This is a genomic window from Clostridioides sp. ZZV15-6388, assembly GCF_020657755.1.
Classification (GTDB): Bacteria; Bacillota; Clostridia; order Peptostreptococcales; family Peptostreptococcaceae; genus Clostridioides.
Window position 1 is genome coordinate 1 of record NZ_JAGWCU010000043.1, and the last position, 12,016, is coordinate 12,016.

Sequence of the window (12,016 nt, forward strand, 5' to 3'; positions counted from 1 at the left end):
ACTTTCTTAACTGTAGAAGTTTTATTTATATTTTTAAACTTCTTTTTATCTGAACATATTAAAAAATCTTTAATTCCTAAGTCAATACCTATTCCTTCATTAGTACATTTAGATACTCGAATATCATCTTCCTCAACTAATATAGATACATAGTATCTATTAGATTTTTGACTTACTGTACCACTTTTAACTATTGAATTTGTTGGTATATATCCAAATTCTTTTAATCTTACCCACCCAAGAGTAGGTATTTTAACTCTATGCCTTTCAATAGTCCAATCAGTCTTATTATTCTTAGGGAAATATGCTTTTACATCTTGATTTTTCTTTTTCTTGAACTTAGGAAAGCCTTTAGCACCTTTAAAAAAGTCTTTAAAGGCTTTATCCCCATTCATAATAGCTTGTTTAATAGCTTTAGAAGATACTTCTTTAATCCATTTCATATCTTGATTATTAGGTACATACTCGTTATTTATCCATTTAGAAAAGTCCATACCACTCACAAATTTTCCGTCTTTTTCATAAAGCTCTTTACTATGAGCAATATAGAAGTTGTATATAAACCTTGATACACCAATAGTTTTGTGTATTTTAGATTTTTGTTCATCAGAGGGGTTAATCTCTATCTTGTATGCTCTTTTCAACATCTTCATCCTCTCTAATCTTTTTCTTGTATTTTTTTAATCCATATATGCGACAACTAAAAATATGAAGTATTGATATTATATCTTGAACTAATTCTTCTTGAGGTGAAAGACTTTCATTATTTACAACTATAATCTCTACATTGAATTTAGTTAAAAATCTTTCAAACCAATCATATCCGAAACGAATAAATCTATCTTTATGAGTTATGATAATTGTACTTACTTCATTAGTCATACAACTATCAATAAGTTTATTCCATTTTTTGCGATTATAATTTAACCCACTTCCATAATCCTCAATGACTTCATCTACTATTATTCCTTTAGAATTAGCATATTGTCTAAGAAATTCAACTTGATTTTTTAAATCATCTTTTTGATTAGAGGTTGAAACCCTTGTATAAATAACTACTTTTCTATTATCTGTTTCTTTATGTATTCCTGTATATTCTAGATATTGTTCATGAGTGTAATACCTTCTATTCGTAGGCGTTCTAAATGCCTTTAATTTACCATCATTATCCCATCTTTGCAGAGTTATAACTGACATATTTAATAATTCTGCAAATTCTTTAGGTTTATAATGTTTACTCATATAATCACACCTTTCTGTGATTATATTATACTATATTTGATTATATTTAAATATATTTTTATTTTCTAATTACAACTCCTAATTATTTTCTTTTGAAAGACCCACCTGTTTCAAGTAAATCTATTGAGCCCAAAGCAATCCCTGTTCCTTTCGCAACACAAGATAGTGGTTCATCTGCTATTGTAACAGTTATTCCTGTTCTCTGTTCTATTATTTTATCTAATCCATATAATAATGAGCCTCCGCCAGTCATTATTATACCAACATCTCCTATATCTGCTGCTAATTCAGGTGGTGTTTTTTCTAAAACAGCATGAGTTGCAACAACTATTTGTTCAACACATTCTCTAAGGGCTTCTAACATTTCTGTTGAGTTTATAGTTATAGAACTAGGAAGACCTGTAATCAGATTCCTTCCTGTTATTTTCATATACTTTTCTTCTTCTCTCTTAAATGCAGAGCCAATTTCAAACTTAATTTTTTCTGCTGTTCTTTCTCCAATAAGAAGATTATGTTGTTTTTTCATGTACTTAACTATAGCATCATCAAATCGGTCTCCACCAACTTTTATAGATTCACTTACAACTGCTCCTCCTAGTGATATTACGGCTATATCTACAGTTCCTCCACCAATATCTATAATCATATTACCATTAGGTTGTGATATGTCTACACCAGCTCCTATAGCTGCTGCTATTGGCTCTTCTATGATATATACTTCTCTAGCCCCAGCTTGTCTAGTTGCATCCTCTACTGCTCTCTTTTCTACTTCTGTAACACCTGTTGGCACACATACCATAATTCTAGGCATGAAAAATCTTCCAAATCCCTTTTTATCAACTATCTTATCTATAAAAGATTTTAACATCTTCTCAGTTACATCATAATCTGAAATTACACCATCTCTTAAAGGTCTTATTGCAACTATATTACCTGGTGTTCTTCCTATCATTTTTTTAGCCTCTTCTCCTACAGCTAAAACAGAATCTGTTCTGTTGTCTATTGCAACAACAGATGGTTCTTCTAAAACGATTCCCTTACCACTAACATAAACAAGTACATTTGCAGTACCTAAATCTATGCCTATATCAGCTCCAGCCATTTTTTCAACTCCTTCATTTATATATTAGATTATATTATAAGCCTATTTATTAATACTCCTATAATAAAGCATATACAAAAATCTCGCTTTAATCAAGAGAAAATAAATGTTTTGAGGGTATTATTCTTTTGCTATTTATAATTATCTAATATATTTCTTATAATAATTTAATGTAATAAAAAAAGTAGGTTTTTAACCTACATTTTTTTATGTTCCTTCTCATACTTTAATTTCGTTGCTAATCCCCCTCTAATATGTCTCTCTGATTTATTTTTGTCTAGCACACTTTTAACTTCTTTGGCAAGGGATGGATTTATTTCCTTCAATCTTTCTGTAACATCCTTGTGAATTGTACTTTTACTTACTCCAAATGTCTTGGCTGTTTGTCTTACTGTAGTGTTTTTTTCAAGTATATATTTTGCTACCACTATGGCTCTTTCCTCTATATGAGATCTCAAAGATTACCCCCCTCACATAATAGCTTTAATGATATATATGTAAACACACCAAAAAATATAACAAGCTTAACCAAATATGATTAAACTTGTTATACTTTTACTTAATTAGACTCATTGGGTCTATAGATTTTTCTCCATTATATGCTTCTAAATGCACATGTATACCTTCTTCACTTTCTATCTGAGAAGTACTTCCTACAGTACCTAGTGATTGTCCTTCTGTTACTTTCTGATTCTTCTTAACACTAACATTTTCATCTAGATTTGAATATACTACTACAGTATTATTGTCGCTTTTTATTTTTACTGATTTTCCATATTCTTCATCATCAAATACATCTACTACCATTCCGTTTAATAGAGATTTTATTTCTTTACCTTTAGTACAACTAACATCTATACCTTTATGAGTTTCCCAAACATCCAATGTTTTAGAATAACTAGGTTCTTTTTCTGAATACTCTCTTATTATCTTATCACCAATGTAATTTAATTTTGTTGTACTTGACTTATTTTCTTCTTTTGCCTTAGCTTTTTCTAAGTTTTGTTTTGAATCTGTCGCAGTAGGGATAGCATCTTTCTTATCTTTTTCAATTAAATGTATTTCCTCTTCACTATCTTTATTAGATTTTTCTATCATGCCTTTATTAGAAGCTAATTTATCTACATTATTATTTGTAAACCAAACTCCACCTACTGCTAATAAACAAACACATACAAATAAAGATAAATAAAAACCATCTTTTTCTAACAGTTTTTTCTTCATTTCGCACCTCCAAATATATTTCTACATTTGGATTATTGACGTGTTTTTGGTATTTTATACAATTATTAGTATATATCTTTTATTTTTGTATCAGTATAGTAATGTGATAATATATCATAGTATTTATAGCCTTCTTCTGCCATACCTTCAGCTCCCCATTGGCTCATACCAACACCATGACCATATCCTTTTACTACAAAATCTATGTATCCTTCTCCAAATTTTATATCAAAGTTTGCAGAATTTAAGTTAAAAACAGTTCTTACATCTTTACCTGTTACTTCTTTGTTTCCTAATTTTATTTTTTCTACAGTTCCAGCATCGCTTCTTTTAGTTATTGCAACTTGTTTACTCAAATTATTCACATCTATTACAATACTACTATAAGACTTTCTAAGACTCTTGACAAAATCTGTATTGCTGATTTTAAGTGTTGATGCAAATTTTGGAGAATACTTATCATATGGGCTTTCTACAGATTTTAAATAAGGATATTTTGATGCAAATACTTCTTCACTATTCTCTGTTTTCCCTGAAGAGGTAGAGAAATAAAGAGGAAGTATAGCCTTATCATTATAAGTTATTATCTGCCCCTTAGTACCTTTAACTGCGTTTTGAATTTTAGAATACTTATTTTTAATCCATTCTTCACCATTCAACTTTTTAAGAGTAGCATAACTCTTGTACTCTTGACAGTGTTTATAATCAGTACATACCACTGCATTTTTATGTTTACTTGATTTCCCATGTTCTTGCTTATATACTACATACGTTCTAGCTGCTACAGCTTGGGCTTTTAAAGCCTCTATATCAAAATCCGAGGACATCTCACCAGCTAGTACTCCACATAGATAGTTTTCCATGTCCATTTTTTCAACTTTACCTGATATGTGATTATAGACATTTATAACTGGTGTTTTTTTGTCTACAGTTTCATAGTTTACTACCTTTTTCTCTTCTTTCTTACTTTCATCTTTAATATCATTTTTTTTAATGGTTTTGTTTATAGATACTACTTTCTCTGGTTTTTCAGTTAGTTCCACATTTTTGTAAGAAACTAAAGTTATCAATGAAGGGACTAACACAGAGCAAGTTACAAATCCTAACAAAACAACCAATGGGTTCTTCATATACTCTCCTCCTTAGCTTTTAAAACCTTGTATTTAAGTATATGAACAACCCTATCAATTTATAACTTACTTATCTAAACCAATTATTAATCTTCTACTATTTTGATTTGACCACCTAATGCTGTTATCTTTTTATCTATATCAACATAACCTCTTTGAATATGGTATATTTCTCCTATTTGAGTTTCGCCTTCTGCTATAAGACCGCATAAAATAAGCGCTGCTCCTGCTCTTAAATCAGTAGCATTTACTGCTGCACCGTGTAATTCATCTACTCCATTAACAACCGCACTTCTTCCATCTATTTTTATATTAGCACCCATTCTATTGAATTCAGCAACATGCATAAATCTATTTTCAAAAACAGTTTCTATAACTACACCAGTTCCATTAGCTACAGTAAGCATAGCCATAAACTGAGCTTGCACATCTGTAGGAAACCCTGGATGTGGTAAAGTCTTTATGTCTATTGGCTTTAATACCTTTGGACCTACTACTCTAACAGAATTGTCCATCTCTGTAATTTCACAACCTGCTTCTCTTAATTTAGCTACAACTGGCTTTAAATGCTCCATTAAAACATTTTCAACTGTTATGTCACCTTTTGTCATAGCTGCTGCAACCATATAAGTTGCTGCTTCTATTCTGTCTGGAATTACGTTATGTTCTGCTCCTTTTAACTCCTTAACACCTTTTATCTTTATAGTGTTAGTACCTGCACCTTTAACATCTGCTCCCATTTCATTTAAGAAATTAGCTAAGTCAACTATTTCTGGTTCTTCTGCTGCATTTTCTATTATTGTAGTTCCTTCTGCTAAAGAAGCTGCCATCATTATATTTTCAGTAGCTCCAACAGATGGGAAATCTAAATACAATTTATTTCCTACTAATTTTTCTGTTGCAGCTTCAACAAAACCATGGTCCATTTCTATTTTTGCACCTAAAGCTTTAAATCCTTTTAAATGTAAATCTATAGGTCTCGTTCCTATAGCACATCCTCCTGGCATAGAAATTTTTGTACTATTAAATCTAGCAAGTAATGGTCCCATAACCAAAAAAGAAGCTCTCATCTTTCTTACAAGCTCATATGGAGCTTCACAAGTTTTTATATTACTTGCGTCAACAGTAAGTACATTTTCTTTATATTCAACTTCTGCTCCTACATGTCTCAATAAATCTGATATAACATGAACATCTCTCAAATTTGGGACTCCATTTAAAGTTGATTTCCCGTTTGCTAATAAAGTTGCTGCTATTATTGGTAAAACTGCATTTTTTGCGCCATCTATTTTAACACTACCTTTAAGTGGATTACTCTTTTTTACTATTATCTTAGCCATATTTTCTGATCTCCTCATAATTAATAATCTAATTTTATAATTGGTGTGGCAATATATATGAGTGTTTTTCCATCGTCCTCATTATATTTAATTCCTATATTTAAATTGATTTTTTCCCCTAAATATTCTAAATCATCATCATTTAATACTTTACTATATGCTGTTATAGATAAAAAGTTTACGTCTTTCACTTTATCTATTTGCTTAGCACTCATATTATATAATATTTTTTGTAAAATATCATCATATTTGTGGTTTTGTAACCTTTTTGTGTATTCTCCAACAACACAAGCAGATACATCTACTTGAGATGAATATTTATTTAACACATTTTCTACACTACTATAAATATCCTCTTTATGTTTATATACTTTGTTGTCCAATATGTCAACTATTATGTAGCTTTCTTTATTATTTTTATTTATTCCTTTTATAGAAATTTCTTTATCGCTATCTTTTATAGTAGCACATAATTGTATTTTATCGCCATACCCTTTTTCATTCCAATTTATTCCTTTTTCATCTAGCTTTAGATTGTTAATTATTTCTAGAAAAATATTATGTAATTCTTTATTTGATAAATTATAATTTATAACAGAATTAATTTTCATATTATAATATTTAAAATCAGCCTCTGAAGTTTCAAGAGCACTAATTAGTTTATTATATCTAGTATTTATGCTTGTATCCGCATAAGATATTGTCATGCCTATAGCCATTAACATAAAAAAACTTACAACTAATTTTATTATCTTCATAATAAAAATCCCCCTTAAATTTGTTTTTCTCTATAACAGAATTATTAACAAATTTAAGAGAGATATACTTCATCATTATGTATTTTTATGCATTTTGTAATTTTATATTCAATAAATGTTTTTCAAACTCTTCAATTCCAATTCTCTCTAATACTTTACTTATTCTTTCTCCTGGACTTGCTAATTGTTTATATGTATAAAATACATCTTGCACTAATTCTTCTATATTATCTTCTGTATACAAATTACTAAGTCTATCTCCAAATCTATAGCCTCTTCCCATTCTACCACCAAGATAAACAGCTAGTCCTTTTTTATCAACTTCCATAGCTCCAAATGGACATGCTTGAGCACACTTTCCACAATTTACACATTCTTCTTTATTCCACACTAATTTCTTATCTTCCATATAAACTGCTTTTTGTCTACAGGATGATGTACACAATCCACAATTTTTACATTTCTCTTCATTAAATTTTACATATACTTGACCTACTATACCCACATCATTAGTATTCGCCTTTGCACAGTTATTTGGACATCCAACTAATGTAATTTTAGTTTTAGATGGTAAATCATATCCAAAATATGAATCATGTAACTTTCCACATAATTCTTGTGTATCATATATTCCATGTTGGCATACAGTACCCTTACATGCGACTAATGGTCTTACTTTTTTACCCGTACCACCATGCTTTAGCCCTACAGCTTTTAAATCTTCCTTCATTAAATCTATATCTTCATACTTTATCCATGGTATTTCAACAGCTAATCTAGTAGTAACACCTAAATAACCTCTACCATATTTTTCAGATAACTTTGATAAGTTGATAAGCTGTTCTGCTGTAAAGTTTCCTGCTCTACTCAATATTCTTATTGAGAAATACCCTTCTTGGCTTTGAGCTAATATACCTTCAGCTTTTAACCTTGCTTTTTCATCTTTACTAATCATATTTCACACCTCATAATATATAAATTTATAATTCTATATTGCTAATAATATGTTTAAATAAGTGTACATCTATATAAGCATATTCTAACTATGTTTATATTTTAAAACATAACAAAGGTATATTCAACTTAATAAACTGAATATACCTTCATTTTAAACAATTATATTGTATTTTTTACAAAATTCTATTTTAAATCTCCTATTTCAATTGGATTTGAATCATCAAGACTCCATCCCATCCATCCATCACTATAGAGAGAAGTATTTTCAAATCCCATAACATTTGCATATGTTAATACCTCTGCAGCACGCCATCCACTGCCACACATAAATGCAAGTTGTTTATTAGTATCTATATTTTCTTTATCCCACATTTCCAATATCTCATATTGATTTCTCATTGTGTTATCTATATTACGATACTCTTCTAGTGATACACTGTCACTACCTGCATAACCATATAAGGCTCCTGGTATACGCCCTTTTTTATCATAATAGCTATATCCAGATATTTTACCTATATGTTCATCCCAAGAACGATTGTCCACTAACGTAAATTTATTTTTATCTCTTAGCTTTTGCTTTAATTCTGGTATACTAACAATTAGTTGTGGATTAGCTGGTATATTTGCCCCAAAAGTAGTACATGAACTCTTTGGATTGCTAGTTAACTCCAACTCATATCCTTCTGATAACCATGAGTTTATTCCGCCATTCAAAACTCTTACATCTCTTACTCCTATATATCGTAATATAGTAGCAATTCTATAAGAAGCCATAGATGCACTACTTGAAACTATCACAGTATCATCTTTTGTAAATCCATAGTCTAAAGCAAATTTGGCCAAATTATCATCATTAGTAAGCATCCATGTTGGAGGAGGTTCTATAATATCAGTATTTATATGAACACTTGTAGGTATATGCCCTTTTGCATAAGATTCTTTTTCTTCTCCCCAACTTGCTTCAATCATTTTTATATTCTTAGAATGTTCAAATGTCTCTGGAATTTTTCCATCCAAGATATCTTTTATTATAGAAGCAGGTACTATCATTTGATAATTCTTATATCTTTCCATTGGAAGATTTTCATTATTTGCCCATTGTTTAATATCATATTTATATAGATTTTTATATCCTTTTTTAGATAAGTAAGTAGCTACAAGTAAAGCATCTTTTCCATTAGCATCATATAGTACTATATTTTTATCTAAATCAATACCTTTTGTTTTTAGTGCTTGTTCTAGTACCTTATCTTTTTTATCTGAGTCTACATATAACCAATTCGCAGAAAAATCTACTGCTCCTCTTATATGTCCTCCTCTTTTTACTCCATCTAATTTCCAGCCATTATATGCATCATTTAAGCGAGTATCAACTATAACCCAAGATTCTTCTTGTACTTTCTCTTTCAAATCTTCTGTAGAAATTGATTTAACATTAACACAAAAATCTTCTTCTATTTCTTCTCTGAATTTTTTTGACATAATTTGTACTCCGATTTCTAAGCAATCTTTTATTATTTTAATCTATTTAACTAAATCAAAATCATATTCATCTACACCATCAATTGAATTATATACTTTTGTAAATCCATTCTCTGAAAGTATTTTAGCTGCTTGTCCACTTCTGTTTCCAGTTCTACAGTATAAGATTATATCCTTATTTTTATCAAGTTCTCCCATTTTCTTTTCTGTGTCTTCTAATGGTATATTGATAGCTTCTTTTAAATGTCCAGTTTCAAATTCCTTTGCCTTTCTAGCATCTATCACTATAGCATCTTTATTTTCGCTTATTAACTTTAACATTTCAGGCGCAGTTATATCATTATATGTAACTAGTCCATAATCAAAATCTTTTACACCTTCTGCATTATAAACATCTTTAAATCCATTTTTTATTAATATTTCAGCCGCTTTTGCACTTTTTTTACCTGAGTTACAATACGCTAATATAGTTTTATCCTTATATCCTTCTAAATCACTTAATTTACCTTCTAAATCATCCACTGATATATTTATACCATTTATAATATGACCTTTAGCATAGTCGTCTGCACCTCTTACATCTAATATCAATAACTCTTTATTTTTCTTCATCATTTTTACAGCCTCTTCTCCTGTGGCTTCTTTATAACTAGTCTTATCTTGACTTTGAGAAGATTCTTTTGGTTTTTCTGATTCTTTAGAATCACAACCAACTACACTCCCTAATGTTAATACTAAAGTTAAACCAATAGCTAAAACTTTAAATCTTTTACTAAATTTCATAAAATTACCCTCCAAATATTAAAAATATTCCCTTTTTTGATATAAAATCTTATTTTATTATAGTATTCGAATTCATTATAACAAAATTAAAATATATTTGATACTTATTTACTTGATTACAGTTATAGTTTTTTTCTATAATTCAATAGGAAAGAATAGAATTTTTCTTTGTTCTATAAATACATTTACCTTTTCATTTATTTCATATAAATTATTGTTACTACTAGCTTTTAATACAGTTCCGTCAATATCTACATCATAGTAAATTTTATCTCCTGCATATCTCTTTCTTAATATAATCCCTTCTCTTCCTACATCATTATTAATCGCTTTTAGGATTATACTTTCTTTTGGTATCATTAATTCTACATTATCTATATTTATATTTTTATATTTATCTAATTTAATAGAAATTATATCATTTACAAATTCTCCGTTTCTTATATTTCCTATTAAATAATTTTTTTCTCCAAATATATTTGCAACTTCTTTACTTTTGGGATTTTCATAAAGGTTATCTGGCTTGTCGAATTGTTTAACCTCACCATTTAACATAACTGCTATTCTATCACTCATCATCAATGCTTCTTCTTTGTCATGTGTTACTAATACCGTTGTTATCTTTAGATGTTTTTGTAATCCTAATACAAATTCTCTCATTTCATTGCGTAAATTAATATCTAAATTTGAAAATGGCTCATCTAATAACAGTACCTTTGGATTTATTGCTAAAGACCTTGCTATTGCAACACGTTGTTGTTGTCCTCCTGAGAGTTCGTTTGGATATTTATTTTCATATCCTTTTAGCTTAACTAAATTTATAAGCTCATTTACTTTACTTTGTCTTATATTCTTGTTTATTTTTTTCATTTTAAGACCAAATTCTATATTTTCATATAAAGTCATATGTGGAAATAGTAAACAATCTTGAAAAACTATTACAGTATCTCTTTTTCCTATAGGTATATCTAATACTGATTCATTATTTAAAAGTATGTCTCCGTAATCAGGATGTAGAATACCAGCAATTAATTTTAGAGTAGTACTTTTTCCACAACCTGATGGGCCTAAAAGAGAAACTATTTCTCCTTCTTTTATATCCAAATTCATATTGTTTAAAACTTTTATTTTGTTAAAACTCTTACATAAATTTATAAGTTTAACTGATGACAATTGTTACACCTCCAATCGTACTAAAATAGCCTTGTATTTTGAATATGTTTATATTTCTTTTTTACATTGTATTCTATTATTATCAAGATAAATAAACTTATTATTAAAAAAACCATACTATACAAAGATGCTATTGTCCTGTCTCCACTTTGTATATATGGAAACATAATCATTGGATAGGTTATGACACTACCTCCACCTATAAGAAGAGTCAAAAAATATTGACTAAATGATATTATGAAAGACATACTTGATGCACCCAATATCCCTGGCAAAATCAAAGGGAAAGTCACATATCTAAATGTATTAAATCTACTTGCTCCAAGTACTCTCGCTTGTATTTCTAAATTATCACCTATTAATTTATAAACATCTGTTATTATTCGAACTGAATATGGTATGCATGGAAGTATATTTATAATAATTACTCCCAAAATATTATTGGCTAGACCTATTCTTATAAATGCTATATGTATGCCCATAGCAACAGATATTAGTGGAATTATAATTGGAGACAATATCAGTAACTCACAAAACCTTTTTCCTTTAAAGTTATATAATGCTAATGCTTTGGATGCTGGTATGCTTAATAAAATAGTGACTAAGACTACAGTTATTGATATTATAATACTTCTCAAAATAATATTCAGATTACTTATATCTAAAATATATCTAAATCCTCTTAATGAAAATTCATTAGGTAAAAGATTTGGAAATGGCCATGTATTTACAACTCCCCATATTGTCAATAATATTATAGGAGTTATAATAACTACAAACAGGATATTAAGAATTATATTAAATTTTTTACTCATAGATACT

General features: G+C 29.0%; 13 protein-coding genes. All 13 read right to left on the reverse strand.

Annotated elements, in window-relative coordinates; translation table 11 throughout:
• A partial coding sequence (locus tag KGF48_RS17905; RefSeq protein WP_413894827.1) for an RNA-guided endonuclease InsQ/TnpB family protein occupies positions 1-647 on the reverse strand: 647 nt, incomplete at its 3' end.
• The gene (locus KGF48_RS17910; RefSeq protein ID WP_227868395.1) at positions 616-1,242 is read right to left on the reverse strand and encodes an IS607 family transposase; all 627 of its coding nucleotides are present in this window, start codon (positions 1,240-1,242) and stop codon (positions 616-618) included. The genes KGF48_RS17910 and KGF48_RS17905, both read right to left, overlap by 32 nt.
• Before the next feature lie 82 nt (positions 1,243-1,324).
• Positions 1,325-2,344 (reverse strand): rod shape-determining protein, encoded by a 1,020-nt coding sequence (locus KGF48_RS17915; RefSeq protein ID WP_003425449.1) that lies wholly within the window; start codon positions 2,342-2,344, stop codon positions 1,325-1,327.
• A gap of 197 nt (positions 2,345-2,541) precedes the next feature.
• Positions 2,542-2,802, reverse strand: a complete 261-nt coding sequence (gene spoIIID / locus KGF48_RS17920; RefSeq protein ID WP_044212029.1) for a sporulation transcriptional regulator SpoIIID — start codon at positions 2,800-2,802, stop codon at positions 2,542-2,544.
• A gap of 97 nt (positions 2,803-2,899) precedes the next feature.
• Positions 2,900-3,568 (reverse strand): M23 family metallopeptidase, encoded by a 669-nt coding sequence (locus KGF48_RS17925; RefSeq protein WP_227434544.1) that lies wholly within the window; start codon positions 3,566-3,568, stop codon positions 2,900-2,902.
• A gap of 65 nt (positions 3,569-3,633) precedes the next feature.
• Positions 3,634-4,698: a stage II sporulation protein D gene (spoIID, locus tag KGF48_RS17930; protein ID WP_227839401.1), complete on the reverse strand. Its 1,065-nt coding sequence runs from the start codon at positions 4,696-4,698 to the stop codon at positions 3,634-3,636.
• Positions 4,699-4,784: 86 nt separating this feature from the next.
• Positions 4,785-6,038, reverse strand: coding sequence for a UDP-N-acetylglucosamine 1-carboxyvinyltransferase (murA, locus tag KGF48_RS17935; RefSeq protein WP_227868396.1), 1,254 nt, complete (start codon positions 6,036-6,038; stop codon positions 4,785-4,787).
• Positions 6,039-6,058: 20 nt separating this feature from the next.
• Entirely contained in the window at positions 6,059-6,796 is a 738-nt protein-coding gene (locus tag KGF48_RS17940) for a YwmB family TATA-box binding protein (protein ID WP_227839399.1), read from the reverse strand.
• An 85-nt stretch (positions 6,797-6,881) separates the two neighbouring features.
• Positions 6,882-7,751 (reverse strand): 4Fe-4S binding protein, encoded by an 870-nt coding sequence (locus KGF48_RS17945; RefSeq protein WP_227839398.1) that lies wholly within the window; start codon positions 7,749-7,751, stop codon positions 6,882-6,884.
• Between the two features lie 185 nt (positions 7,752-7,936).
• Positions 7,937-9,238 carry a rhodanese-like domain-containing protein gene (locus tag KGF48_RS17950; protein ID WP_227839397.1) on the reverse strand — a complete coding sequence of 434 codons (1,302 nt, stop codon included), beginning with the start codon at positions 9,236-9,238 and terminating at the stop codon, positions 7,937-7,939.
• Positions 9,239-9,280: 42 nt separating this feature from the next.
• The gene (locus KGF48_RS17955; RefSeq protein ID WP_227839396.1) at positions 9,281-10,021 is read right to left on the reverse strand and encodes a rhodanese-like domain-containing protein; all 741 of its coding nucleotides are present in this window, start codon (positions 10,019-10,021) and stop codon (positions 9,281-9,283) included.
• A 135-nt stretch (positions 10,022-10,156) separates the two neighbouring features.
• A complete protein-coding gene (locus KGF48_RS17960; RefSeq protein WP_227868397.1) occupies positions 10,157-11,194 on the reverse strand; it encodes an ABC transporter ATP-binding protein in 1,038 nt (345 codons plus the stop codon).
• A 20-nt stretch (positions 11,195-11,214) separates the two neighbouring features.
• Positions 11,215-12,009 carry an ABC transporter permease subunit gene (locus KGF48_RS17965; RefSeq protein WP_227839394.1) on the reverse strand — a complete coding sequence of 265 codons (795 nt, stop codon included), beginning with the start codon at positions 12,007-12,009 and terminating at the stop codon, positions 11,215-11,217.
• Between the last annotated feature and the right edge of the window lie 7 nt (positions 12,010-12,016).

Bases quoted from the DNA above. Each gene is read 5' to 3' on its own strand.
- spoIID (WP_227839401.1), bottom strand. From the start codon at position 4,698: ATGAAGAACCCATTGGTTGTTTTGTTAGGATTTGTAACTTGCTCTGTG.
- KGF48_RS17965 (WP_227839394.1), bottom strand. From the start codon at position 12,009: ATGAGTAAAAAATTTAATATAATTCTTAATATCCTGTTTGTAGTTATT.
- murA (WP_227868396.1), bottom strand. From the start codon at position 6,038: ATGGCTAAGATAATAGTAAAAAAGAGTAATCCACTTAAAGGTAGTGTT.
- KGF48_RS17945 (WP_227839398.1), bottom strand. From the start codon at position 7,751: ATGATTAGTAAAGATGAAAAAGCAAGGTTAAAAGCTGAAGGTATATTA.
- KGF48_RS17925 (WP_227434544.1), bottom strand. From the start codon at position 3,568: ATGAAGAAAAAACTGTTAGAAAAAGATGGTTTTTATTTATCTTTATTT.
- KGF48_RS17910 (WP_227868395.1), bottom strand. From the start codon at position 1,242: ATGAGTAAACATTATAAACCTAAAGAATTTGCAGAATTATTAAATATG.
- KGF48_RS17940 (WP_227839399.1), bottom strand. From the start codon at position 6,796: ATGAAGATAATAAAATTAGTTGTAAGTTTTTTTATGTTAATGGCTATA.
- KGF48_RS17915 (WP_003425449.1), bottom strand. From the start codon at position 2,344: ATGGCTGGAGCTGATATAGGCATAGATTTAGGTACTGCAAATGTACTT.
- KGF48_RS17955 (WP_227839396.1), bottom strand. From the start codon at position 10,021: ATGAAATTTAGTAAAAGATTTAAAGTTTTAGCTATTGGTTTAACTTTA.
- KGF48_RS17950 (WP_227839397.1), bottom strand. From the start codon at position 9,238: ATGTCAAAAAAATTCAGAGAAGAAATAGAAGAAGATTTTTGTGTTAAT.